The sequence below is a fragment of the Streptomyces sp. NPDC054765 genome (assembly GCF_053612065.1).
Map to the genome: position 1 here is coordinate 1 of NZ_JBSHBP010000049.1, position 25,863 is coordinate 25,863.

The 25,863-nt window shown below is 71.9% G+C and carries 15 protein-coding genes and 2 pseudogenes; 6 read left to right on the plus strand and 11 right to left on the minus strand.

What is annotated here, in order from left to right:
* Nucleotides 1–197 (plus strand): annotated as a pseudogene (locus ACWGJY_RS26725) (IS4 family transposase); the annotation flags it as partial.
* A gap of 481 nt (nt 198–678) precedes the next feature.
* Nucleotides 679–1,773, plus strand: coding sequence for a DUF2637 domain-containing protein (locus tag ACWGJY_RS26730; RefSeq protein WP_453263390.1), 1,095 nt, complete (start codon nt 679–681; stop codon nt 1,771–1,773).
* 40 nt (nt 1,774–1,813) lie between these two features.
* Here the strand turns inward: ACWGJY_RS26730 and ACWGJY_RS26735 are convergent, their stop codons facing one another.
* Nucleotides 1,814–2,287: an ATP-binding protein gene (locus ACWGJY_RS26735; protein WP_453263391.1), complete on the minus strand. Its 474-nt coding sequence runs from the start codon at nt 2,285–2,287 to the stop codon at nt 1,814–1,816.
* A gap of 500 nt (nt 2,288–2,787) precedes the next feature.
* Between ACWGJY_RS26735 and ACWGJY_RS26740 the strand changes: the two are divergent.
* Nucleotides 2,788–2,973 (plus strand): annotated as a pseudogene (locus ACWGJY_RS26740) (glycoside hydrolase family 38 N-terminal domain-containing protein); the annotation flags it as partial.
* 71 nt (nt 2,974–3,044) lie between these two features.
* Here ACWGJY_RS26740 and ACWGJY_RS26745 read toward each other — a convergent pair.
* From ACWGJY_RS26745 to ACWGJY_RS26760, 4 genes are all read right to left on the minus strand, one after another.
* On the minus strand, nt 3,045–3,200 hold the full coding sequence (locus ACWGJY_RS26745; protein ID WP_453263430.1) for a hypothetical protein: 156 nt from the start codon (nt 3,198–3,200) through the stop codon (nt 3,045–3,047).
* A 429-nt stretch (nt 3,201–3,629) separates the two neighbouring features.
* A complete protein-coding gene (locus ACWGJY_RS26750) occupies nt 3,630–3,788 on the minus strand; it encodes a hypothetical protein (RefSeq protein ID WP_453263392.1) in 159 nt (52 codons plus the stop codon).
* 791 nt (nt 3,789–4,579) lie between these two features.
* A complete protein-coding gene (locus ACWGJY_RS26755; protein WP_453263393.1) occupies nt 4,580–6,322 on the minus strand; it encodes a pyruvate dehydrogenase in 1,743 nt (580 codons plus the stop codon).
* A 261-nt stretch (nt 6,323–6,583) separates the two neighbouring features.
* Entirely contained in the window at nt 6,584–8,167 is a 1,584-nt protein-coding gene (locus ACWGJY_RS26760; RefSeq protein WP_453263394.1) for a protein phosphatase 2C domain-containing protein, read from the minus strand.
* 439 nt (nt 8,168–8,606) lie between these two features.
* Between ACWGJY_RS26760 and ACWGJY_RS26765 the strand changes: the two genes are divergently transcribed.
* Nucleotides 8,607–9,089 carry a DUF456 domain-containing protein gene (locus tag ACWGJY_RS26765; protein ID WP_453263395.1) on the plus strand — a complete coding sequence of 161 codons (483 nt, stop codon included), beginning with the start codon at nt 8,607–8,609 and terminating at the stop codon, nt 9,087–9,089.
* A gap of 428 nt (nt 9,090–9,517) precedes the next feature.
* Here the strand turns inward: ACWGJY_RS26765 and rsgA are convergent, their stop codons facing one another.
* Together rsgA and ACWGJY_RS26775 are read right to left on the minus strand one after the other, a co-directional pair.
* Nucleotides 9,518–10,645, minus strand: coding sequence for a ribosome small subunit-dependent GTPase A (gene rsgA, locus ACWGJY_RS26770; RefSeq protein ID WP_453263396.1), 1,128 nt, complete (start codon nt 10,643–10,645; stop codon nt 9,518–9,520).
* A 463-nt stretch (nt 10,646–11,108) separates the two neighbouring features.
* Nucleotides 11,109–13,505 carry an Orn/Lys/Arg family decarboxylase gene (locus ACWGJY_RS26775; protein ID WP_453263397.1) on the minus strand — a complete coding sequence of 799 codons (2,397 nt, stop codon included), beginning with the start codon at nt 13,503–13,505 and terminating at the stop codon, nt 11,109–11,111.
* Nucleotides 13,506–13,926: 421 nt separating this feature from the next.
* On the opposite strand from ACWGJY_RS26775, the gene ACWGJY_RS26780 reads away from it, so the two are divergent.
* Both ACWGJY_RS26780 and ACWGJY_RS26785 read left to right on the plus strand, forming a co-directional pair.
* Nucleotides 13,927–14,463, plus strand: coding sequence for a DUF2231 domain-containing protein (locus ACWGJY_RS26780; protein WP_453263398.1), 537 nt, complete (start codon nt 13,927–13,929; stop codon nt 14,461–14,463).
* Nucleotides 14,464–14,809: 346 nt separating this feature from the next.
* Nucleotides 14,810–15,082 carry an SHOCT domain-containing protein gene (locus ACWGJY_RS26785; protein WP_453263399.1) on the plus strand — a complete coding sequence of 91 codons (273 nt, stop codon included), beginning with the start codon at nt 14,810–14,812 and terminating at the stop codon, nt 15,080–15,082.
* A gap of 91 nt (nt 15,083–15,173) precedes the next feature.
* On the opposite strand, the gene ACWGJY_RS26790 is transcribed toward ACWGJY_RS26785, so the two are convergent.
* The 4 genes from ACWGJY_RS26790 to ACWGJY_RS26805 are packed head-to-tail and all read right to left on the minus strand — an operon-like array spanning nt 15,174 to nt 25,784.
* Nucleotides 15,174–17,273 (minus strand): hypothetical protein, encoded by a 2,100-nt coding sequence (locus tag ACWGJY_RS26790; protein WP_453263400.1) that lies wholly within the window; start codon nt 17,271–17,273, stop codon nt 15,174–15,176.
* On the minus strand, nt 17,270–19,393 hold the full coding sequence (locus tag ACWGJY_RS26795) for a hypothetical protein (protein WP_453263401.1): 2,124 nt from the start codon (nt 19,391–19,393) through the stop codon (nt 17,270–17,272). Before ACWGJY_RS26795 ends, ACWGJY_RS26790 begins: the two co-directional genes overlap by 4 nt.
* On the minus strand, nt 19,390–21,951 hold the full coding sequence (locus ACWGJY_RS26800) for a hypothetical protein (RefSeq protein WP_453263402.1): 2,562 nt from the start codon (nt 21,949–21,951) through the stop codon (nt 19,390–19,392). Before ACWGJY_RS26800 ends, ACWGJY_RS26795 begins: the two co-directional genes overlap by 4 nt.
* A complete protein-coding gene (locus tag ACWGJY_RS26805) occupies nt 21,948–25,784 on the minus strand; it encodes a tubulin-like doman-containing protein (RefSeq protein ID WP_453263403.1) in 3,837 nt (1,278 codons plus the stop codon). The genes ACWGJY_RS26800 and ACWGJY_RS26805 overlap by 4 nt, the downstream gene beginning before the upstream one ends.
* Nucleotides 25,785–25,863 lie beyond the last annotated feature (79 nt).

Here is a 25,863-nt window from a genome sequence, read left to right on the forward strand (position 1 = left end):
AGCAGGAGATCTTCGGGTTCCTCCTGGTGCACCACGCCCTGCGCGACCTCATGCACCAGGCCGCCCGGCAGGAGAGGGAGGATCCGGACCGGATGCCCTTCACCCGCACCTTGCGCGTCGTCCGCCGGCAGACCACCAGCCAGGCGGGATTTTCCCCCCTCCCGGCTCACCCGGGCACTGAAGCAGACCCTGCGTGAAATCACCGAACGCCTCCTGGAACCACGGCGGTTACGGTCCAACCCGAGAGTGATCAAACGCAAAATGTCCAACTGGGCACTCAAACGCACCGAACACAACAACCCACCTCGCCCGGCCACCCCCGCCGTCACCCTCGTCGAACCCACCAAAACATCCCCAACCCCACGAATTAAGTACTAAAGCACCGGTATTGGGCCTAGAGGTGGTCACACATTGGACGCATGGTCACTCTCGGCCAGACCACCCCGTGGCAGGTTTCGCAGCCACGAATCGACGCTCGGCCTCGCGACCCGATCCCCCACGCCACACACCAGAGGCGATCACGCTCGAACTCAACTGCTGTCCATTGAAAGCTAGTTCGATATCGAGGTGACTTCGTTGCACCTCTTGGCGTTGTCTTATTCCGAATGCCTCGGTTACGGCGACGGCGTCCGCCAGGATGTCGCGGAAATCGCGTACCCGAGGCAAAGGGATCCCAGAATGAGAATGACCGACATACCGCTGGACTGGCTGGTCCCCGGAGCGCTGCTGCTCGTCGGCGTGCCGGTGGTCGCGGCAGTGGTGGTACGCGGCAGGCGCGCGGCCGCCGCCCGGTCCACGGGCGACGACTCCTGGGAACGCAGCGAGGAGCGCCGCCGCCGCAAGGAGACGGTCTTCGCCTCGGCCTCCTATCTGCTGCTGTTCTGCTGTGCGGCGGTCGCGGCCGCGCTGTCCTTCCACGGTTTGGTCGGCTTCGGCGTACAGAACCTCAACCTCTCCGGGGGCTGGGAGTATCTGGTGCCGTTCGGGCTCGACGGCGCGGCGATGTTCTGCTCGGTGCTCGCCGTGCGGGAGGCCAGCCACGGTGATGCGGCGCTCGGCTCCCGGATGCTGGTGTGGACGTTCGCGGGCGCGGCCGCGTGGTTCAACTGGGTGCATGCGCCGCGCGGCCTGGACCACGCGGGTGCCCCGCAGTTCTTCGCCGGGATGTCGCTGTCGGCGGCGGTCCTCTTCGACCGGGCGCTCAAGCAGACCCGCCGGGCGGCGCTGCGCGAGCAGGGCCTGGTGCCCCGTCCGCTGCCGCAGATCCGGATCGTGCGCTGGCTGCGCGCTCCCCGCGAGACGTTCGCGGCCTGGTCGCTGATGCTGCTGGAAGGCGTACGGACGCTGGACGAGGCGGTCGAGGAGGTCCGCGAGGACCGGCGCGAGAAGGAGCAGAACCGGTTGCGCAGGCGCGAGCAGGGCAAGCTCGACCGGGCGCGCATCAAGGCCATCAACCGGCAGCACCGCGGCTGGGGTTCCGGCCGTGGCGGCGGCCGGCAGCTGGCGGTGACGCAGGCGGCGGCCCCCGCGGAGGTGGCCGGCCCCGACCCCGCCATAGCCGGCGATGCCGAATCGCCGCTCACCGGTGAGCTGCCGTCGCGCTCCCCCCGTCCTGCCCTCAAGGCCGTATCCGGAGCTGAGGCCGAAGGCCTCGATGGTGCTGCCGGAGCCCCGCGGACCGTGGATCTCACCGCCGAGGACGACACCCAGACGATTCCCCGTCTGGACTCCCTGGAGGAGAAACTCGCCGAGATTGAACGGCAGTTCGGCTGACCGGTGGCGGACCGCGCCGGCCGACGCCCCTGCCCATGGGTCAGGCCGGTCCGCCGCCCAGCTCGAACCACACGCTCTTGCCGAGGCTTTCGGGACGGATCCCCCACGCGTCGGCTAAGGAGCGCACCAGCATCAGCCCCCTGCCGGAGGTTCCGTCGGTGGTCGGTGTGCGGGGCTCGGGGCGGCCGGGTACAAAGTCCCGTACCTCCACCCGCAGCCGGTCGCTGACCCTGGCCGTGACGACGGCGCCGCCCCCGGCATGCACCAGGGCGTTGGTGACCAGCTCGCTGGTGAGCAGCGTCGCGACCTCCGCGAGCTCACCGCCCCCCGGTGCCGCCCAGCGGTTCAGCAGCTGGCGCAGCTCCCTGCGCACCTCGCCGACCGCTTTGAGATCCGCATGCCGCACCTTCCGCTCCAGCACGCCCGGCGCTCGCGCGGTGATCCCCCCGTTCCGGCTCCCCTCAGCCGTTTCCTGCCTTCTGACCCGTTCTTGGCGCCGCACAGGCTGACGCATTTTCTCCCCCGCCCCCAACAAACATCGGCGCTCTGCCTCGAACAGCCTCACGGTCAGCATGCCCATCCGGTCTGCCGCCATGCTTCCGCCCACCGGTCTGCGGTCACCGGCCCGTGTCCCGCGCGGCGGGTGGGCCGGGCCGGGCCCCGGTGGGTATGCCTGACCCGAGCCTGTCGTGGAACCCCGGCCGGGCCCCGGCTGCGGCGGGTCACGTCCCGGCAACCGCCAGGGCACCCCGCCCGCGTCGTGGAGGCGTCGGGGAGTACGGGCATGAGGGGTCGCAGTGCACGATGACCGACTGCTGGTGGAGGGGCGCCTGGAGCGGGCACTCGGGCAGTTCATCAGGTCCGCGCAGTACGCGGCACGGGTGCCGCTGCGGCTCGCGGTCCGGCATGCGCCGGGCTCTTCGGGTCCTCCCCTGCGGTGGGCGAGGCGTAGCGGGCCCCGTACGAGCCCTTCGCCGTCGGCGAGCCCTGGGGGCCGCCGTGGTCCACGAACGGGATGTCGGCGGCACGGCGGCCGCGGGCCGCGCCGCGCCGGCGGACGTGCTGAGCCGCCCGGCCGCCGCCGGCGCGCACCGCGTCTCGGCCGCCGGACATGCGCATATCGACTCCGCCTGGCTGTGGCCGCTGCGCGAGACCGTGCGCAAGGCGTCCCGCGCCTTTGCCCATGTGACTCAACTGGCGACCCCATTGCGGGGCCACCAAGAAGGTAATGGGGAGGACACGAACAGGGGCGATCCTGCGGGGTGTCAGCGCTACATCTTCGGCGCGGGCTCCGGCACTGCAGGGGCAAGGGTTCCGCCGTGCGGGGTGTACCCCCGCTGGAAATGATGGTTGCAGTCCATGCAGATCCACTGACCGGACATGCCGCCGCTGGTGACGTTGGTGCTGTAGCACTTAGGACACGCCATGATCACTCCTCTTGGTGTGAATGAGGCAGGTCCCTCACGCTGAGACAGTCGGGGTTCGGGCAGTGTCCGGTGATTACCACCATGGGCGTCTGCGCACTGGTGGTGCGCTCCCGTCCGGTGAAGATCAGGGGCGTGTCACAGCGACCACACAAGACGGCTTTCCCGTCACGTCCCTTGGTAGCTGCATGAAGAATCCGATTGACGTGATCGCCATCGTTACCGGTCATAGACTCACCGTAGCCAGATGGAGAGTCCGTGGGGGCCTGTTTGCTGTGCTTGAACTCCCGCCTGCGCCTGCGCCTGCCGGAACGTGCCAGGAGGGAGAGTACGGGAGTCTGGTGTTACGTCGGCCACCGGCGCGGGAGTCCCCCACAGTGGGGACATTTGGGGTTGCCGCACGTGCGCTTCTCGGCTTCCTCCGTTCTGTTGTCAGTTCTTCTCGTCGCTCAGACGGTCCGTCAGACCATTCGTCAGATCTCGAGCGAGCGACCGCTCGTCGGCACTCAGACTTTCGTCCCGGGCGGCATTCGCTCCGGCACCGATTGCGCCGATCAAGTCGAACAGTTCTTCATCGCTCGTTTCAGACACGGACATTGCACCGTTCTCCAGTCGGATCTGGAAGGCCCGCCCTGGCCGACCGAGTCAGCCGGGGAGACCAGGGCGGGAACTTATAGGCGGTCACCCGGGTTTTGTCGATCTCATCTCCGGGTGACCGCTTCGCGCTCCCCTCTTCGTCTCGGACCTTCGGAATGGACGAGATGGGGGCCGCCAGGGTTCGGTTGGGCCCTCCGTGAGGAGCGCGCCCGGTGCCACCACCTCGTTGACAAGGCGCGCGTCCGAACGACATCCAGACGGTGCCCGTTCCCACTGCTGGGGCTGGGACGGCCGGGGCGTCGCAACATAGGCCCTGCCAGCGGCCGTTGACCGGAGTCCCGCAGTACTCCGCGGGCGTCGCGCATCAGCGACCGGTCCTCGATGGCCTTGGCAGCCGCCGTTGCAGGGACGCGACGGCGAAGGCTGCGAACATTGTCGGAGATCTGTGGAGACATGGCTTCACCTACCCTTGGCGTCAGCGTACTCGTGGGCTGAAACGCAAAAGCCCCCGCCGGAATCCCGACGGGGGCTCGCTTCGTCCCTGGCGAACTGGGGGCGGGGGCTTGATGTTGCGACGGTCGCGACCGGTGGTGGTCAGGTGCGGATGCGGGTGCGTGCGCTTGAACTTTTCGATCTTGGCCAGCACTTCCGCAACCGTTACCTGGCGAACCGCGGGAAGCGGGGCAGCCATTCCATAGGGCCGACGTCGGATGTGACGGTGGAGCTGCGTCCGTTCCGGATCCTGACACTGCGGCTCCGCCCTCAGCATCCGCCCGCCGTCCGGTCTACATCCGGGGAACGTTGCGCAGATTGGAGCGGGCCATTTGCAGCATCCGGCCGACCCCGCCGTCCAGCACGATCTTGCCGGCCGACAGCGCGAAGCCGGACACCATCTCCGCGCTGATCTTCGGCGGGATCGACAGGGCGTTGGGATCGGTGACGATGTCGACCAGCGCCGGGCCCTTGTGCGTGAAGGCGTCGCGCAGGGCGCTGTGCAGCTGCTTGGGCTTCTCCACCCGGATCCCGTACGCCCCTGCGGCACGGGCGATGGCCGCAAAGTCCGGGTTCTTGTAGGTGGTGCCGTACGACGGCAGGCCGGAGACCAGCATCTCCAGCTCGACCATGCCCAGCGAGGAGTTGTTGAACAGCACCACCTTCACCGGCAGGTCGTACTGCACCAGGGTGAGGAAGTCGCCCATCAGCATGGAGAACCCGCCGTCGCCCGACATGGAGATGACCTGGCGTCCGCGGTCGATGAACTGGGCGCCGATCGCCTGCGGCAGCGCATTGGCCATCGAGCCGTGACTGAACGAACCGATCACCCGGCGGCGGCCGTTGGGGGTCAGATAGCGGGCCGCCCAGACGTTGCACATGCCGGTGTCGACCGTGAAAATCGCGTCGTCGGCGGCCTCCTCATCCAGGACGGAGGCGACGAATTCGGGGTGGATCGGGATGTGCTTCTCGACCTTGCGGGTGTAGGCCTTGACCACGCCCTCCAGCGCATCGGCGTGCTTCTTCAGCATCCGGTCCAGGAATGTGCGGTCCGTCTTCGGATTCACCTTGGGGATCAGACCACGCAGCGTCTCGCGGACATCGCCCCAGACGGCCAGGTCGAGCTTGCTGCGGCGGCCCAGGTGTTCGGGCCGGACATCGACCTGCACGATCTTGACGTCATCGGGCAGGAACGCGTTGTACGGAAAGTCCGTGCCGAGCAGGATCAGCAGATCACACTCATGGGTGGCCTCGTAGGCCGCGCCGTAGCCGAGCAGTCCGCTCATGCCGACGTCGTACGGATTGTCGTACTGAATCCATTCCTTGCCCCGCAGCGCATGGCCGACCGGCGACTTCACCCGCTCGGCGAACTCCATCACCTCGGCGTGCGCACCCGCCGTACCGCTGCCGCAGAACAGCGTGACCTTGCCGGCCTGGTTGATCATCCGGGCCAGTTTGCCCAGCTCCTCGTCTCCGGGGCGGACGGACGGGCGGGAGGTGACCAGGGCGTGTTCGATCGCGCGCTCGGGGGCCTGTTCGGCGGCGATGTCGCCGGGGAGGGAGACGACCGAGACCCCGCTCTGCCCGATGGCGTGCTGGATCGCGGTCTGCAGCACCCGCGGCATCTGCTTGGTGCTGGAGATGAGTTCGCTGTAGTGACTGCACTCGGCGAACAGCCGGTCGGGGTGGGTCTCCTGGAAGAAGCTGGTGCCGATCTCGCTGGAGGGGATGTGGGAGGCCAGGGCGAGGACCGGGGCCATGGAGCGGTGGGCGTCGTACAGGCCGTTGATCAGGTGCAGGTTGCCGGGGCCGCAGGAGCCGGCGCAGGCCGCGAGCGTGCCGGTGAGCTGGGCCTCCGCCCCGGCGGCGAAGGCGGCGACCTCCTCGTGCCGGACCTGGATCCAGTCGATCGCGGAGTTCCGGCGGATGGCGTCCACCACCGGGTTGAGACTGTCGCCGACGACGCCGTAGAGCCGCTGCACCCCTGCCCGCACGAGGATGTCCACGAACTGCTCGGCCACGGTCTGCTTCGCCATGTCGCTGTCGCTCCTTCGACGGGTGGGTGGCTGCCCGCCGGCGCGGTGGGGGCGGCCTTCCCATCAACCCATGCGGTGCCCCGGCGCGCCTCCTCTGTGCGTCCCCTTCCGGTCCGCGCTGGGGTTCCCTTCCGGTCCGTGCTCCGGGTTCCTGTCCGGTCCGTGCTCGGGGTTCCCTTCCGGTTCGCGCTCCGGGTTCCTGTCCGGTCCGTGCTCCGGGTTCTCGTCCGGTCCGTGCTCGGGGTCCTCGTGTGCCCGGCGCTACGTCTCCCACACCCCGACGGCCGTACGGTCCTTCGGGTGGCCCGCGACCCGCTGTTCCGCGGCGGCGAGGAAGTCCACCAGGCCCGGCGGCTCGGCGGCGGACCACCGGTCGGCCAGCCGGCCGGCGAACGCGGGCTCCTCCCGCAGCGGCTCGGCGAGACCCGCACTGCACAGCAGCAGGGTGTCCGCCGGACGGGCGAAGACCGTCCGGAAGAGGAAGGGCTCGGGCCGCGCCGCGCCCTCGGTCTCGCCCTCGCCCTCGGTCTCGGTCTCGTACGGGCCGTGCGGCAGGCCGGGGACGGGCCGCGGCGGGCCGCCGGTGGCACCGGCCGTCCGGGGGACGCGGTCCCCCGCGGCGGGCTCCAGGTCCTGCCAGGCGCCGTCACGCAGCAGGAAGAGGCCGCCCGCGCCGGTGCCGAAGAACACCCGCGTACGGCAGTCCGGGTCGGCGGGCAGCAGCAGACAGCGCAGCGCGGCCGGGTACCACTCCGGTGCGGTGCCGTGCTCCGTCGCCCGGCCGCGCAGCTTGCCGTGGCCGCGGTCGGTGAGCCGCTGCAGACCGGATTTCAAGGCGCCGCGACGGTCCGTCCGGATGTCCTCCGCCAGTCGGGTGTAACTGCGGCCGACCGCGCGGCCGATCCAGGTACAGGCCTCCCTGGCGGCGCGCTGGGCACTCCCGTCGCCCGGCCGGCCCGTGGCGACGGCGATCAGGATCAGCGCGTGCCGGCCGGCCCCGAAGCGGGCGGTGAGCAGCGCATCACGCCGTACGTCACCGCGGCGGCGCGCGGCCTCACCGCGCTGTGCGGCGGCCCGCAGGGTCAGCGCACCGTACCGGGCGCCGTCCAGCGTGGTGTCGGGCACCAGATCGTCGAGCGCGGCCGGGTCGGCGGCGGGCAGTTCGCCCGGCTCGGAGCCGTGGGAGGGCGCCCGGTCACCGGGGAGATCGGTGGTGGCGGGCCGTGGTGTGTCCCAGGAGGCGCGTGGGGCCGGTACGGCTCGCCGCTCTGTGGAAAGACGGCCGGCGGGCAGGGGGTCGGCAGACGGGCGGGCGGCAGACGGGCGGTCCGCGGAGGGGCGGCCGGCAGACAGGCGGCCCGCGGAGGACCGGTCGGCAGACGAGCCGGCAGCGGACGGGCGGCCGACAGGCGAGTCGTCGGCGGGCGAGCGGCCGGCGGAGAGGCGGTCCGCGGAGGAGCGGTCGACAGCCGGGCGGCCGGCGGATGCCGTGCGCGTGCCCGGCCCGGTGGACCGGAGGGGGATCGGTGAGGACGGCTCGGGCGGGAGTGATGCAGGCCGGCCCGGCGGTTTCCACGGTGCGGGCCCGGCCGCACCGGAATCCGGGGGCGCCTCCGGAGCCGGATCGGCCCACCGTGGTGCTCCCAGCGCCCGCAGCGCCGACGCGACCCGGTCATCGAGGGTGTCCGGGGCGTCGGACGGCCCGGCATCGCACACCGCGCCGCGCGCCGGGGCGCCCTCTCCCGCGCCCTCACCACCGCTGCCGTCGCCGTCGCTGTCGCCATCGCCGTACAACTCCCGCCACCAGTCGTCCTCGTGGCGGCGCGCGGCTCCCTGCTGATTCATGCGCCGTATTGTCCCTGGACGGCCACGGCCGAAACAGGGCGCGAAAGAGCGTCCGCCGGGCGGCCGGCCCCCCACGGGTGACCGCCCGGCAGAGTACAGCGGTCCCGGCACCTCACGGGCATGGGCCGGGGCACGGCGGGGACGAATTACGGTGGGAACCGGTCAGTTCGGCCGCTCGGCGGGACCTGTTCGCCGGGTGACGCGAGAGGGGCCGGGCTGACGGCGGGACAGCTGCCGGGCACCCCCTGCCCGGCCGGCCGGCAAGCGCTTCCGGGTCAGGTCCGGCACGCTGGGCCCATGAGAGTGTGCCGCGTACGAGCCGTCACGGGGCGTATGCCCGCCGGGCGTGAGGCCGGCGCGTGAGGGAGTGCAGCGGGCGGGCCAGGAACGGGGGCCTGCCTCGCGGCGGCGAGCCGGCCGGGCGAAGCGAGGCCGGCGCATGAGCGTGTGGCAGCTGGTCGCGGTGGGCCTGGTCATGCTGCTCGGGCTGCTGGGGGTGCTGGTGCCGGGTATCCCCGGTCCGCTGATCGTCTGGGCGGGCGTGGCGTGGTGGACGCTGTCCGAGAAGTCCTCGCTCGCCTGGATCGTGCTCATGGGCGCCACCGCCGTGCTGCTCCTCAACCAGGCACTGAAGTGGCTGCTGCCGGTCCGCAATCTGCGGGCCGCGGGGGCGCCCTACCGGACGCTGTTCCTGGCGGGGGTGGCCGGCATCGTGGGGTTCTTCCTGATCCCGGTGGTCGGGGGTCCGCTGGGTTCCGTCGGCGGCCTCTATCTGCTGGAGCGGATCCGGCTCGGCAGCCACGGCGACGCTCTGGCCTCGACCCGTACGGTCATGCGCGCCATCGGCCTGAGCGTGCTCATCGAGCTGATCGCCTGCCTGCTGGTCGTCGGCGCCTGGGCCGGCGCCGTCGCGGCGGGCTGAGGTGTCCCCGGCAGCTCCCCCTCCGCAGCAGACCGGCGTTGCCCGGATGGCGCAAGGCATACGCACCCCGGGGCCGCCACCCGGCGGCCGGCGCCACCGTCCCGTCCCGTACCCGTACCCGTACCCGTCCCGCTCCTGGCCCCTCCCTGCACGGCCCCGGGCAGTGCGGTCAGCGCCCACTCGGCGGCGCCCCGGCGCGCCCCCGCCGGGGGCGGTAGGCCGGCGCGCACGACCCAGCTGCCGCGTCGCCGCACCTGACGCGCGCGGTACCCAGCCGTCGCGCCGACCCTCCCGGTCGACCACCCCGTGCTCGCTGAACCGCATGGCGGACCACCAGGAGGCGGAGGGAGCGAGCGGGTGAGGGGCGACCGGACTGCCCCTTACCCGCTGCCCCCTTACCCGCTGCCCCTGACCCGCTGCCCCTCACCTCACCTCTGCGGCCCCCGCTTCCGCTCCATCATGTGGCGCCCCAGCGCCTGCTTCTGCTTCCAGTCGCGGCGGATCTCGGCGCGCAGCCGGGCGTCCGTCTTCGCCACGATGCGCTGGTTCTCGCGCAGCAGCTTGCGGTAGCTCTCCAGCCGTCGTACAGGCAACTCCCCGTCCTCGACCGCCTCTTGCACCGCACAGCCGGGCTCCGCCCCGTGCGCGCAGTCGTGGAAGCGGCACTCCTCGGCCAGCGACTCGACATCGGAGAAGGTCCGGGCCAGGCCCGTCCCCGCATCCCACATTCCGACGCCGCGCAGCCCCGGCGTATCGATCAGCACTCCGCCGCAGGGCAGCGCCCGCAGATCCCGGGTGGTCGTGGTGTGCCGGCCCTTGCCGTCCCGGTCGCGGACGGCCTGCACCAGCTGCACCTCCTCGCCGAGCAGGGCATTGGCCAGCGTGGACTTGCCCGCACCGGACTGCCCCAGCAGTACGGACGTCCCCCCGGCGAGCACCGCGGAGAGCACATCGATCCCGTCCCCGGTCGCCGAGCTGACCGCCAGCACCTGCACACCCGGAGCGGCGGACCCGGCATCCGCGACGAGATACGCCGGCCCGTCCGGCTCCCCCGCCAGATCCGCCTTGGTCAGCACCACCAGCGGCTGCGCCCCGCTCTCCCAGGCCAGCGAGACGAACCGCTCGATGCGTCCAAGGTCCAGCGCGTCGGCCAGCGACACCGCGATCACCGCATGATCGACGTTCGCCGCGAGGATCTGCCCCTCGGAACGCTTGGACGAAGCGGACCGCAAAAACGCCGTACGCCGCGGCAGCAACGCCCTGACGACACCGTCGAGATGGTCGCCGGTCAACCCGTTCTCCAGGTCGATCACGGCCCAGTCGCCCGTACACGGCACCCTCATCGGGTCGCTGGTCGCTACGAGTGCGGTGTCCGCCAGAACGGCCCGGACGCCCACGCCGTCCGCCACGATGGCATCCACCCGCCCGCGATCCACGCGGACGATACGGCCGGGCACAATCCCCTGCCCGGCATAGGGGGTGAAATTCTCCGCGAATCCGTCGTCCCAGCCGTAGGCGGTCAACGGGTGTGCAGCAGAGAGAGGGAAGTCGAACAACGGGATGGCCCTTCAGGGAAGAGCGGCCCCGGCTGCGCGCCACGCGCGAGAAGGAAGAGAAGTCGAGTCAGCCGGAGACCACGGAGGCGAAATTGATGATCTTCTGGATGCGGGCAGCGCCCATCACGGCGACAGTCATCAGTACTCACCTCCCGATTGCTCAACAGCCGAGGACGGCAGCCGCAGGCCACCATCCGGAACGCGCCAACGGTAGACCAGCCCCGCACACCAGCGCCAACCATTTCCCCACACCTCATCGGTCGCGCCATTGCCCCGGCATCCACCGGCCCCTGCACCGCCGAAGGACCGATGCGGGCGACCGGGTTCAGGGCAGGTGGTGAGCGTTCGGCCTGATCGGTCCACGGGCTGTCCGGCGACAACTGAGACCGGACGAGGACCCTGACCAAGATCTGGCCGGGTCCTCGTTTACCCAGGTGGGCGGTTCGGACATGCCCCCTTGGGGTCAGCCTGCGGACAGTCGGGAGTCGGCCGGGTCCGACGCCGGCGTCTCCTGATGCTCTCCGGCTGTCGGGTCGGCCGGCTGGGCGGGGATTCGGCGTACGCATTCGATGAGATAGTCGCCGGTGTCCGGATCGAGGGTGACACCATGAGTCTCGCTGCGGAAGCCGGGGAAGCGCCGGTCGAAGGATTCCAGGGCGGTCAGGTAGCACAGCAGCGGACCGTCGGAGGTGCCGGTGTGTTCGCCGGGCATCAGCACGGGGATGCCGGGCGGGGTGACGGTGACCATGGCGGCGGCCACCCGCCCTGCCGCGTCGGCCAGTCGTACGCGCTCGGTGCCGCCGCGGATGAGGCGCTGGTAGCAGTGCTGAGGAGGGGTGACGGGCTCGGGCAGGTCCTGGAAAGCGGTGTCGAGCAGCTCGACCAGACGGGCCTCGCGCAGGTGGTCGTGCATCTCCTGGCACAGTCCGCGCAGGGTACGGCCGGTGTAGCGCTGCGGGTGGGCGGCGACCAGCTCGGGCAGCAGGCGCTCCAGTGGTGTGTCCTGGTCGTAGAGCGCCTTGAAGTCCGTCAAGGCGTCCATCAGGGTTCCCCACTTGCCCTTGGTGATCCCCATGGAGAACAGGATGAGCGTGGAGTAGCTGTCGGTCTTCTCCACCACGATGTTCCTGGTGGCCAGATAGGCGGTCAGGACGCGGGCGGGGATGCCCCGGTCGGCCATCCGCCCGGTGGCGTCGATGCCGGGGCAGGTGAGGGTGACCTTGACGGGGTCGAGCAGGCAGTATCCCTCGGCCAGGCCGGTGAAACCGTGCCAGTCGGCGTCGGGCTCCAGCTGCCAGCAGGACGGTTCGGTGCGCAGCAGTTCGGCCGGCGCGTCGGCGAAGAGCAGCCGGTCCCCGGTGGCCGGGTCGCGCACGGTGTCGGGCTGCCAGACGCCGAAGAACCAGCCGGGCCGGTCACCGGCGGCCGCGATGCGCCGGCCGACGCGTACGACCGTCTGGCGGAAGCGAATCGCCTCGGTCACCGCCTCGTCGATGAGCCACTGGCCCTGCGGCCCGTCCATCATCGCGGTGGCCACGTCCAGGGAGGCGATCATCGGATAGAGCGGCGAGGTGGTGCCGTGCATCATGAACGCCTCGTTGAACCGCTCGTGCTGCACCGGCGCCCGTGGCGCGGGCTTGACGTGCACCATGGCGCTCTGCGACAGCGCGGCCAGAAGCTTGTGGGTGGACTGGGTGGAGAAGACGGTGGGGCGATCGGGGCCGGGGAAGGTGTCGGGGCCCACCGCCATGCCGTAGCGCCCGGCGTAGAGGGGATGGAAGCGGGCGTAGGCGAACCAGGCTTCGTCGAAGTGGAGCCGGGGTGTGCTGGGTGCGAGGGCCTGGGCGACCTGGAGGGCGTCGTAACACAGGCCGTCGTAGGTGGAGTTGGTGAGAACCGCGTACTGGGCTTCGGCTGAGACGGCACCCCGGGCCAGCGGGTTGCGCGCGATCCGGGAAGCGACCGACTGCTCCTGGATCTCGGCGGGCGGCAGGGGACCTGCCAGTCCGTAGCCGTTGCGGCTGGGGACCAGATAGACCGGCCGGGCTCCGGAGAGGACCAGCCCGTGCAGCACCGACTTGTGGCAGTTGCGGTCCACCAGCGCGATCTCGTCCCGGGTGACGCTGAAGTGACCGACCATCCGGTCGCAGGTCGAGTCGCCGTGCAGGACGAAGTAGGTGCGGTCGGCACCGAAAACGCGGGCGGCGTTACGCTCCGCTGCGCCGACCGGGCCGGTGTGCTCGAACAAGGAACCGAGCTCCTCGACCGAGATCGACAGGTCGCTGCGCAGCAGCCGCTCGCCGAAGTAGTCGTGGAAGGCCCGGCCGACCGGGGATTTGAGGAAGGCGACACCGCCGGAGTGGGCAGGGGTGTGCCAGGAGTACTCGTGCGCGTGGTCGAAGCGGCGCAGCGCCTTGAAGAACGGCGGTAGCAGGTTCTGCTGGTAGGCGCGGGCGGCACCGGCGATCCGTCCGGCAACGAAGGGCGCGGTGTCCTCCAGCGGCCAGATGTACCCGACCACACACTCGGCCACCCACAGCGGCAGATGCTCCAGGTCTTCGCCGGCCGTGACCAGGAAGACCGGGAGGTTCTGGAAGCGCCGGCCGAGCCGGCGCAGCACGTCGGCACCGCCCGGCTCACCACTGGTCTTGCCGTCCCCCGGAAGATCCCAGTCCACCACGGCAGCGGCCAGGCCCGCCTCGGTACGCAGCACCGCCTGAGCGTCGGCGCCCGTGGAAGCCCAGCGCACCTCGAAGCCGCAGCGCTCCAACTCCTTGTGGATCCTGCGCAGTTGCTCGGTTCCTGCAACTGCGCCTTGTGCGAACCCCCGTACCGCGAACAGAACCGTCCCGTCAGCCATGGTGCCCCTCTGCGCGTGTCGGCGCACAGTGTGCCGCTCTGCACACTGCGTGATAACTGGAGAGGTAATCGGAAGATTACTGGCAGCGACCTGGCAATCAGGCCCAAACCACCCCGATGAGGGAAACACCGCACAAAGAGCCTCTCGCCCATCCGCCTGCGCCGCCTGCGCCGCCTGAAGCGAACAGGAAGCCAACCGGGACGGACAACACCCAGGACCCCACGAACGCCGCGGCTCTTCGGCACCGTGTCCGGGAGTGAGGGGCGAAGGACACCGGACTCGAATTCGCTGCTTGCCGGAGGCACGCGGGTTCAGAGGAAGCTGAGAGCTTCCCGTGCCAGACTGACGCGCCCTGCTGGCCGGCACGGGGAGACCGTGCGCGAGCCGACTCCTCACAGTCCCTTCCTGGAGGAACACCCCGATGAACCTCACCGTTATCAACGGTCTGCCCGCACACGTCCTGATCGTGCACTTCGTCATCGTGCTCGTTCCCCTGAGCGCACTGGCGGTCGTGGCCGGCGCGATGTGGCCGAGTGCCGCCCGACGCATGGGGATTGTGCTGCCGCTGCTGGCCCTGGTGGCGCTGGCGAGCGTGCCCGTGGCCACGGGGGCCGGGGAGTGGCTGGAGAAGCACGTCGACAGCAACGCCCTGGTACGCAGGCACACCGAACTCGGTGACGGGCTGCTCCCCTGGGCTGTGGGCCTGTTCGTGCTGGCGACGGTGGTCTGGTGGACGACCCGCAGGCCGGCCCCGGCGGAGGCCACCCCCGGGGAGCGGACCCGGTCCGCCTCGTCCCGGTCCGCGCTGGTCATCCGCATCGTCGCATCGGTGCTGGCCGTAGGGGTGGCCGCGGGCGCCGTCGTGAACGTGTACCGGATCGGCGAATCCGGGGCGAAGGCCGCCTGGCACGACAGCTTCTCCAAGGCCCCCACGGGCGACCGGGGTGACAACGGCTGACACACCTGGCTCAGCCGCCGGGGCGGACACGCAGGCGACCGAAGCCGTGCAGCCACGCACTACTGCGGTCCGAGTCGCGGTCGGAGGCCGACCCGTCGTCGGCCGGTCTCCCCCAGCCGGCGCTTCCCGGCACGTACGGCCACGCCGATGCGTGGTGAGCCCACATGAGGGCCCGAACCGGCTCACGGTTCGGGCCGTCACGCGTTCCCAGGCCGCCACGTGATCCGCATCGTGGCCCGTTCGGCCCTGTGGGGTGGGCCGGGTTTCCCTCCTCGGCCCAGGCGTAGCCGACGTAACGTGGAGGTGTAACGGGCGTCTGCGTACCGGCCGAGGGAAGGTGATCGGCATGATGTGGTACGGCTGGAGCTGGGGCGGCTGGTTCTTCATGGCCGTGGTGATGGTGCTGTTCTGGGCGCTGATCATCGCCGGTGTCGTGGCGCTGGTCCGCTACCTCCCGAGCGGCCGTCACGGCCACCCGGGTGGCCTGCCCCCCTCCTCCGGTGAGGCGGGGAGCGTCAGCAAGCGGGCCGAGGAGCTGCTCGCTGAGCGGTTCGCCCGCGGGGAGATCGACGAGGACGAGTACAGACGGCGGATCACACTGCTGCGGGAGCACCGGTGAGGACGAACCGGCCGCGTGGCGGACAGGGGGGCGCCTCCCATGCTGCTGGGCCCGCTCCCGCCACGCTTCTGTGCGCTCGCCTGATTGCCTGTCACGCAAAGATGAGCACGATCGCGATGAGCACGACGATCACCCCGACACCGGTCCCCACCACACAGCCCGGGTTGTTCGCCAGCTCGGAGAGCCGGGACGCGAAGGTGGGTGGCTCCGGCACGGTGGCGGAGGGCCCCGGGGACGTGGTGGACACCGGGGCGGCGTGGGACTCGGCAGGGGAAGCAGCGTGGGACGTGTGGGCCGTGTGCGGCGTGGTGGACGGTGCAGCGCTCTGGCCGATCACATCGCGCAGGATCTGCTGCCACAGGACGGGGGACAGATCGGGGGCCAGGCCGTTGCCCGGCGCGATGATGCTCTGCCAGAGCCAGTTGCCCGCAGTGGGGTGGCGGTCCCGGCACATACGGTGCAAGAGCTCCTGCAAGTCCCGCCGGTAGCGTTCGTCCCGGCCCAGGGGGGCGACGGCCCAGGTGAAGAGGGAGGCCGCCCGCCGGGCCCTGGCCGTCCTCGAAACGGCCTCCGTGCCCTGCCCGTTCGGCTCGAAGTACAGGCCGTTGCGGAGCACCTCGGCGCACAGCTCGTGCGTCATCGCCGTCTCGCGCACCCGGACGCGGTGGTCGTCGCCCAGCTCGTCCAGCAGCAGGTCCAAGGAATCCGACGGCAGGTCGCCGGAGCGCAGTTCGTCCAGGAGCAGAGCGTCGGACTGTGTGCGCAGCCGCTCCCTCAGCAGGCCGCGCTGGAGGGCGTTCCTGCGCTGAGGGGCACGCAGATCCTCGTGGAGTGCGGCCGCTTCGTGGGTGGCCGCCGGGTGGCCTGTACCGAACGCCGCCGGCCGAGGGGCGGGCTGCTGGAGGGAGCGCGGAGTGGTCGTGGTGGGTGCGGGTGTGGGTGCGGGTCGGGGTGTGGGCGTAGGCGTGGGTGTGGGCGTGGGTCCGGGGGCGGATACCGGTGGCGGCTCGGGCGGGAGGTGCGGGGAGGCGGGTGCGGGCGTGAGAGGTGGGTAGAGAGGCGCAGGCGTGAGAGGCGGGGAAGAAGGTTCGGGGGTCGGTGTCGGAGGTACCTGCGCGGGTGCGGGGTCCGGTTGCGGGTCGGCGGGACGGGCGGACGGGGCCCGGGACGGTTCCTCTTCCGGGGTGGGGAGGCGGTGCGGTGCGGCGGCGGTGCGTGTGCCGGTCCGGGGGTCGGCGTCCAGGATCTGCTTCAGCAGGACGCGACGCCGCGGCCACTCCAGCGCCGCACCGTCCCGCAGGGCGTCGGCCAGCTGCGGCACACCGGGGCGGTCCGCCGGGTGGGCCAGGAGATGGTCCACCAGCCGGGCCGCCGCCCTGTGTTCGAACTGGGGCTCGGCCGGCGGGTGGCCCATGATCCGGGCCAGCGGACCGGGCCCGCCCGCGTCCGGTTCCCAGCGCGGGACGCACATCAGACGCAGCTGATGGGTGTCGGCCGTGTCGTACGTGGCGAACGTCCACTCCTGGCCGAGCCAGGAGCCGAACAGCATGAACAGCCCCAGGTACACCAGCGGCGCCGCGTCCTGGTCCGGCCAGCCGGGCAGCTGCTGCTCGTCCGTGAGCAGCGACACCCGCTGTGCCGGATCGCGCAGCCACTCCGCGGTGACCAGGATCAGCGCGTGCCGGACCGTCGGCAGCAGCTTCTGCATACCCGGCAGTCGCCGGCGAGCCACCGCGTCGAGCCGCTCGCACTCCACTGCGCGCAGCCGCCCGGCGGCCCTCTCCGCGGACTCCCGGTTGCTCCAGCCGCCGTGGGAGAGGCCGAGACACTGCCGGGTCTTGAGTGCCCGCGGGTCACCGACCAGGACATGACTGACCGTGCTGGGCCGTCCGCCACGGTCGGTGGTGGGCCAGCGCTGGACGAGCATGACGTCACCGTCGCGGGACAGGGTGCGTACGACGCTGTGCCGCGGGGCCGCCGTACCGGACACCCACAGCAACGGGCCCAGTTCTCTGCCCAGTTCCTCGGCGCGCTCGGCCGGGCAGGAGTGGGCGACGGCCTTCATGCCGGTGCCCTGGCGGCCCTGGTTGCCGTCCCAGCGGAAGATCACCTGGTGCACCGGTCCCGCGGCTGGGCCACCGCCCGGCCCGCCCGTGCCGGCCGGTGGCCTCCGCTCCTGGAAGTCGCTCACGTCGCTTCCTCTCCCCCTGTTCCTCTGGCTGTTCCTCTGGCTTCCGACGGCGGCTCCGCTTCCCTCGCGGGCACCGCTCCCACGGCGAACGCCTCGGCGCCGCCCGGCACTTCAATCAGCCCGTGCATCGCCAGCAGGGACAACAGCGGCTCCAGCACCCGCCGGGGCCCGGCTCCCGCCGGATAGCGGCCGTGTTCCTCCTGGCCGCCGGTGGCCGACGCGACATGCAGGGTGCACCGGCGGATCGTGTCGAACGGGCGCAGCCATGCCTGGCCGGCATGGTGGCGCAGCAGCCCGTAGACGTCCCGGCTTTCCTCGCGTACCAGCGCGGGGTCGAGCGAGGTGGGCGGCGCCGCCCCCAGCCAGCGGTCGACGGGTGGCTGGAACCGCAGGAGGTCGGCCTTGCCGAGCACCATGGCGGCTGCCACGTCCAGATACGGGCCGTTCTTCGGCAGTCGGTCCAACACGGTGCCGAAGGCGAGATCGCCGTCCCGGTTCACGTCGAGACCCCAGCGTTCCCTGGCGTGGTCCAGATGCGGCAGCGGCAGGGCCAGCGCCGGGTCGACGACGAAGACCATGGCGTCGACTCCCAGCAGGAAGCGGAGCGCCGCATCGGTGCGCACCAGGTCCTCGCCGCCGAGGTCGAAGAAGGCGACCGGACGTACCTGCCCGCGCGCGTCGGTGAGCAGGAGGGACTCCACGAAGCGGGCGAAGCCGTCCAGGCCGAGGCCGCCGGTGTGGTCGAGGACCTTGCCGTTGCGCAGCGGCTGCACCCGTTCCCGTACGAACCGGGCGTGTTGTTCGGGGTTGACGGACTGCCACTTCAGGCCGAACGGCTCCAGGCCGCCGTCGGTGATCTCCGCGATCATCTGGGTCAGCAGGTGGCTCTTGCCGGTGGAGGACTGGCCGACCATCGCGACGGTCAGCGGGCGGCCGTAGGTGAGGTAGGGCACCGGGATGAAGTGTTCGGGGAAGTCCGGGTCCGCCGTGCACTTCTGGACGGCACCGCGCATGACGTCCTGGCGCCGCAAGGGGTTGCTGATGCCCGAGGGGTCCAGCGCCCGGTATTGCATCTTGCTGTCGGTGACGAACAGTGAGGTGAGGTCGAGCTGGATGGTCTCCAGGCAATACGGGCAGAGCACCTGGCCGTTGCTCCGCCCGGCCGGCGCCCCGGACCCGTCGCGGGGTCCGGCGGCGGGCGCCTGCCGCTTGAGGCGCAGCGCGTGCGCGAAGGCCTCCCGGTGCGGGCGCGTCTCGTCGGCGGGCACGGAGAGCGCGATGCGCCGGGCGGCCCCCGGAGCCAGGAGGTCGAGCAGCCGGGCGGGTGCCGGCCGGCCGGCCGCCAGCGGGGCGAAGGCGCCCCGCAGCGTCTCGGCGAGCACCCGGTGCTCGCCGAGGTCGGCGGGCGCCCGGTCGGCGGGACCGGGCCGGCCGGTCACCAGCTGGTAGAGCACCTGGGCCGCGCTCCACACCGCGTCCCGGGAGTCGACGAGGCCCTCGCCCCTGCGCTGTTCGGGCGAGCAGTAGGGCGCCCGCCCCCACCGGGTCCTCGGCCGTCCGGTGCGGGCTACCCCTTCCAGGCCCCAGAACTGGAGCGAGGTGCCGTCCCAGAGCACGGTGGCGGGCGAGATGCCGCGTAACACCAGGCCCTGGCTGTCCAGCAGGCACAGCCCCAGCATCAGGTCACGGGCGAAGACCCGCTGGTCGGTCGCGGACATCACATGGGTGCGCACGGCGGCGGTGCCGCGCGGTGCGGCGTACAGCAGGAACGGCTCGGCGGTGTCCAGCTCGTAGCCGATGATCCTCGGGAAGAGGGCCGCGTACTCCGTGTCGTCGAGCACCCGGTGCAGGTGCAGGGCAGTGCCCGTCTCCGCATCCAGCAGTGCCCGCGCCGCCGGGTTCGCCGCGTCAGCGGCGGTCAGCCGCACCTGGACGCACTGCTGTCCCTCGTCGTCGAGCAGGCCGTGGCGAATCCGCTGGGGCAGCAGCGGATCACGTCGGGATGCGCGGCCGAAGCGGACGGGGGCGATGCGCCGCCGTCCCGAGGGGGCGGTGAAGGCGAGCGTGGTCCGCTGCGGGCTGTCCGGCTCCCTCACGTGGGGGTGCGGGCTACTGGTCACCAGCGGTCACCGTCCGTTCGGCCGTACCCGTCCGCCGGGTCGGATGCGGGGCTCTCGCGGGGCCGGACGGTATCCACCACTCCCATCCGCAGCGGGGTGAGCCGGATCAGCCCGGCGTACCGTCCCGACGAGGTCCACAGCGCCTCCTCGGGCCCGACCGCACCGCTCGTCCGCCAGGCCTTCTCGACCTCGGCGCGTACGGCCTCCGGCGCGAACCGGATCCATACCGCCGCCGCCGGGTCGCGGCTGAGCAGCGTGCCCTGCTCGGGCGAGGACAGCTGCACCACGGCCTGCCGGTCGGGCTCCGCGCCGACCAGGTCGGCCACCCGTTGCGGGTCGGTCCCCAGCAGGTTCGCCGAGGTGGTGCGGGTCCGGTGCGCGGCGGCGAACGGGGGCGGGGCCAGCACACCGTTGCGCTGAAGGTGCCGACGGGCCGTCGACAGCAGCTCGCGGACCCGGTCCTCGGTACGCCGTAGGGCGAGGGCGCCGGCCTGGCCGCGTTCGACGGCACCCCAGTAGGGCGCCATCGCCACCATGGCGGCGTCCGTCAGATCACCGGCGAGGGTGGCCACCAGCTCCGGCCCGCCCTCGCCGCTCTCCCGGTCGAGCCAGCGCGGAGTCCCGGCGGTGGCGTCCTGGCACGGGTCGGCGGGCCGGGCGGAACTCTGCTCCGCGGCCTCGTCCCCGGACGGCTCGTCCTCCCAGGCGTACGCGCTCGCCCAGTCGCTGTCCCCGTCGTCGGCCGCGGCGCAGGCGTCCGTCTCCAGGGCCGAGGCGCTGGACAGCCAGTCGTCCGCGGCGAACGGCTCGGTGCCGCCGGACGCAGCGGTGGCCGAGGGCCGCTCCGGCTCGGGCACCGCCTCGGCGTCCGCGGCGGCGGCCGTCGCCCGCAGCATGCCGGCGACGGACCGGGCCGCGTCGGCACAGTACAGGCGTTCGTCGGCGGCCCAGTGCTCATGGACCGCCTCGGCCAGCAGCGCGTCGAGCCCGTCCAGGGCCTGGCGCAGCGCGGCGGTGCCGTGGACCGCGGCCCAGGAACCGGCCGCCGCACGCCAGAGCCGGCGTGCCGTCTCCACCGCAATGCCGAGAGCCACCAGCAGAGCGGGGGCGCTCAGCCGGAGCGGAGGCTCGGTCGCGTATGCCACCACCACCCCGGCCACGGCACCGCCGAGTGCCGCGGCCCGGGGCCCCGTTGCCCAGCGTCGCGGGTGTCCGGCGCCCCGCAGCCGGGACGCGCCGAACACCGCCAGGCCGAGGAACACCAGCGGGACGGCGATCGCCAGCGCCAGGAACGGCCCCTGCCACAGCGCGCCGAGCAGCCCCGCCACGGCTGCCGCCGACGGCCCGGCCACCGGGCCCGGCACCGGGCCGCTGCCCGCCCCGGACCGCCGGGCCACCGCGTCGGCGGAATGATCGGCGAGCTTCGGCAGCAGCACCGAGCCCGGCACCGGCTCCACCCGCCCGGCCAGTCCGGTGAAGCGCTGGGCCACCGCGCGCAGCGCAAGCCCCCGCCCCAGCAGCTTCCCGGCGAACTCCCGCAGGCCCTCGCCGATCCGCTCGCCCACGCCCTCGGCCGAGGGCACCCGCAGGCCGAGGGCCGCGAGCCGGGCCGCCGTTTCGGCTGCGGACGCTGCCGTGCCGGAGCCGCCGCCGCTGTGCAGGGCCGAGCCGACGAGGCCCCGGTAGTCGTCGAGCGTCTGGCGCGCTTGGTCGAGGTCCGCCTCGAACGCCTCCCTGCGGGAAGCCCGCAGCAGCCCGGGGACGGAACGCAGCCCGGCCAGCGCGTCCTCGGCGTCGTCGAGGGCCGCCGCGCACGCGTGGTACGCGGCGTCCGCCATGCCGCCCGCCTCGCGGTGCCGCAGGTCGCGGCCGGTCCGGCCCGCTGCCAGTCCCCGCAGCGGCTCCGGCAGATCGGCAGCGGTCCAGGCGGTCACCGGCAGATCCGGTGCGAGCTCGGTGTCCTCGCCGGCGAACCGGGCGAGCGCGTCGCGCCAGGCGCGGTCGCGCACCTGTGGCGGCAGGTCCTGCTCCAGCAGCCGCACGCCGGGCGCGGCGACGGTGTCGGGCAGCGACCCGAAGTCGTCGAGCACCCTCAGGAAGACGTCCGGGACCGACAGCAGGTCCACCAGGACCGCCAGCGCCTCCGGGGCGTCGGGCGCGGGCTGTTCCAGCGCCGTGCGGGCGGAGCGCAGGTCGCCCGCCCACAGCAGAGCGGTGCCGGAGGCCCGCAGCATCGCCGGCCGCACCAGCCGCCGGTCCGGCTGGAGGACCTCGTCCTCACCGGCGTACGACCCGGGCGCACTGCCCACCAGAAGGACCAGGATCCTGACCTCGCCCACGGCCCGGTAGGCGGTGAGCAGTTCGTACTGCTGCTGGTGGTCGGTCAGTCCGGCCGGGGTGTCGACCACCAGGAACAGCGGGTGGTCGGGTTCCGGAAGTCCGGCCCGGCCCAACTGCCGGGCGACCTTGGCCCGCAGGGCCGGGGCGGTGTCGAGTTCCGCCGCCCCGGTGCGCAGGTCCAGGTGGATGACGGCGCCGATGTCCTCGGACGTGATCACTCCGCATCACCGTCCCAGGGGTTGCGGCGTGAGCGGTCGCGGCCACTGTCGTCGGCGCCGTCGAACGGGCGGGGGGCTCCGGGGTCGTCCCATGGCGCCCACGGCCGGTCGGCGCTGCCGGGGTGACCGTTGACGCGGTCCGGGTCCCGGTCGCGGTCCCGGTCCCGGTCCCGGTCTCGGCCGCGGTCGCGGTCGCGGTCCCGGCCCCCGGAGGAGCGTCGGGCGCCGCCGTCGTGCGTCTCGCCGGCGCTGTACTCGGCGCTGTATTCGTCGCTGCCGGAGGCACGTGGCGTCGGTTCGCCCCAGCCGTCTGCGTGGTTGCTCTCGTCCCGGCTGTCCCGCTCGCCCCTGCCGTCCCGCTCGCCCCTGCTGTCCCTTTCGTCCCGGCTGCCCCTCTCGGCTCTGCCGGTCTTCTCGCCCCGAAGGTGCCTGCCGTCTTCGCCGTGGCCGTCACCACGCCCGTCGTCGTACCGGTCGTCCCCGTACCGGTCTTCGCCGTTCCGGTCTTCGCCGTTCCGGCCGTCGCCGTACCCGCCGTCATAGTCGTCCACGGACACGCGCCGCGAACGCCCCTCGCTGCCGTCCTGGTACGCGTCGGCCGAGCGGCGCGGGGCGGTACCCCAGTCGTCGTCATCGGACACGGCATGCCGGCGTTCCGCAAGCTCCTTGCGGGCGCGCGGCTTCGGCGTTCCGCCGCGTACGTGCTCCAGCAGCGTGCGCAGGGTCGGCTGGACGGCACGCTGGTCGCCGAACTCGGTGTCCAGCGCCGCCGGCAGCGTCTCCGCCCAGAACTCCCACAGCGGCCGCACCCAGCCCTCGACCCGCTCGCCGCCGCGCTCCCGGCGGTCCTCCAGCAGTTCCAGCTGGCGCGGGGCGATCTTCTCGACCAGTTCGACGAAGAGCGGATGCGGTGTACTGCCGCTCCTGGCGAGACCCAGTGGCTGGGCCCCCATCAGTTCGCGGCAATAGTCCTCGACGGTCCGTTCGTCGTCGAGGACGGTCCAGCGTTCGTACGAGCGCAGCAGTTCCGCCCAGCTCGACACGCCGCCGGGGAAGTCACCCAGCCGCAGCCGGACACCGGGCACATTGTCACCCGTCTCGGGGAACAGCCTCAGCCGCACACGGTCCGGCGACGCCAAGTCGCCGTCCACCACGTCCACCTGGCCGTTCCACATGCAGCACAGCAGCCGGTGCAGGATGGCGCGGCGGTCCTCCTCGCCGCTCACCATCCAGCTGTCCCGGAACCCGAGCCGCTGACGCCACCGCAGCACGTCCTGGGCCTGCTCGGAGTCCTTCGCCCTGGCCCACTGGCGCAGCACCTTGCGGGCCTCGGGCACCTGGGTGAGGCTCATCTCGCTGCGGAAGAGCACCACGGTGATCGAATCGCTCTCCACGCCCCGGTACTCCACAGAGTTCTTGGCGTCGGAGGGCAGCCGCAGCGCCTTGGAAAGGTACTCCTGCACCTCTTCCACCAACTGCACGCGCGGGTGCGTGACAAGGACCCGCAGCGGTCCGGTGCCCTCCGGGGTGAAGCCCACCGGCAGCAGCCCGGTCAGCTTGCGGCCGAACAGGTCGAGCGCCTCCTTGCTGACGTGTTCGGTGGCGTCCGCGTCGCCCGCCGCGGCGGCCAGCAGCGCGCTCATGGACGGCAACAGCGGGCGCTCCTCCAGCTGTTCGCCGCTCTCGGCGAACAGCCGCGTGATGCGGCCTTCCAGCTGTGCCTTGACGACCGACACCGCGCTGTCGGGGTTACGGCGGCTGAGCGAGTGGACCGTGCGCCAGGTGTCCCCGTCGACCATCTTGAGCAGGAGGGTGGCCTCGTCGTCGTGGTCACGGAGCCCCTCCCGGCGGATCAGCCGGGTGACCAGGTCCTCGTAGAAGTGGTTGAGGGTGCGCTGCGGTGGCAGCAGATACGAGATCCCGGTGCGGTCCTCGTAGAGTTCGAGGCCCTTCTGCGCGGACACCTTGCGCTCCTGGTCGGAGTGTTTGCGGAAGGCGTTCACCAGGCGTCCGAGGTCGGTCCCCGCCGCGTCCGCCTGGGGCTGCCAGCGCTGCTGCTGCTCCCGCCATGCCTCGTGCCACACGATCCGGCTGCGCCACTGGTACCAGGCGTCCTGCTCCTGGAGGGCGGCCTGCACGTCGTCGTCGCCCCAGCGGGCCGGTGACATACCGGCCATCCGGCCTTTGATCCGGGGGGTCTTGGGCGGCTGCTCGGTCACCCCCGGCGGGCGCTGGGGGGCTATGGAGCGGCTGTTGAGCATGCCGAGGAACCCGACCCGGGCGATCGGTTCATCGCTGTCCGGGACGCCCCGCACGACGCGTTCGGCGAGGAAGGGGTCCACGGTCTGGAGGAGCTTGTCGATGGCGGGGCGCGGGGCGAACCGGTCGGCCATCGAGGCGGCCTGGCGGTCGGCGATGGACTGGAGGTCGGACAGCAGCCGCTGCATGTCCGCGATGCGTTCCCCGAGCGCCTGCTCGATGGCCCTGCTGCCGCGCGGCAGCGGCTCGGGCTCCGGTACGGGCAACTGCCGGCGTTCCCAGAGTTCTTCGAGATGGGAGTCGGCGAACAAGTGCCGGATCATCGGCACCGCGGTTTCCCGCAGCACGGCACGCGGCCGCTCCACGAGATCCGTGACCGCCTCCCGCAGCAGCCGGCCGGCCACCAGGTCGGCCAGCTGGTCCATCGGGGCGGTCATGGAGGCCACCAGGCTGGTGGAGACCCCCTGCCGGCCGATGCCGGTGGGGGACATGGCGCTGCGGTGCACCCCCCGGTTGATGAAGCTGGCGGCGAACGTCTGGAAGTCGTCGTCGGCCGCCGTCATCCGGCCCCGGGAGCGGCCGTCGCCCAGCTCGGTGCCGATCAGTGACATCACCAGGGAGACGATGGAGCGGCGCAGGTCGTCCTGGCGGATCCCCGCGGTCGGGCTGAACAGGAACGCGGTGGGCAAAATGCCGGTCCGCAGCCGGATCGGTGTCGTGCCCGGGTAGCGGATGCCGAGACCGGAGTCATGGTCCAGGTCGCCGATCTCCGCCCCCTCCGTCGGCGCGTTCTGCCCGTCCACCAGCCGGAACAGGTCGACCAGCGCACGGGCCGAGTTGAGCTCCGCCTCCCGTCCGCCGCCGGCGGCGGAGGAGAACGAGGAGGGCATCACGACCAGTGGGTAGATCTTCACCCCGTCGAAGCGGCGCAGTTGGAAGGCGTGGTTGATCAAGTGCAGATAGTCCAGGAAGATCCCGGCGCCGGTGCCTCCCGCAACCGAGAAGGCGACGAACACATCGCAGCCGTTGACCTTGCCGCCGCCGAGCTCGCTCAGCTCACCGGCCGACTTGGCGATCGCGTCGATGGCCTGGAGGAGGGGTTCCAGAACCGGGGCGAGGCTGTGCCGGAGCGTGGCGAACAGGGCGGCGCGCCCGACGGTGGGCAGTTGGCCGGCGCCGTTGTGGAGCGGGGTGACCTTCGGCTCGTCGATGCGCGGCGGCAGCCAGCCGGAGACCTCGTCCCGCAGGCTGGCCCGGAGCATCTTGGTCACTTCCGGTGAACTGTCGAAGTTCGGCAGCAGGTTGTGCGTGGCCCGGGAGGTACGGGCGTACGCGGGGCGCAGCGACGGGTCCACATTGAACTGGGGCAGACGCTGAAGGTCGGACTCGCTGTAGTCCGCGTACACGAACTGAAGGCAGTCGGGAAGCTGGTAAGGGGCGTGGCCGCTCAGGTGGCTGAGTGCGACGCCGTCCGGACCGCACAGCTCGGCACGCAGCTTGCGTTCGAGTTCGGCACCGACCAGGCCACCGGTGCCGCCCAGGCCGACGAAGAGCATCGGCTGGAAGATTTTCATGGGTTCCCTCCCGCTTGCGGCCGTATCGGCGGCCGGTTCGTCCTCGGTACGTCTGTGGATTCCTCGCGGCACGGCGGCC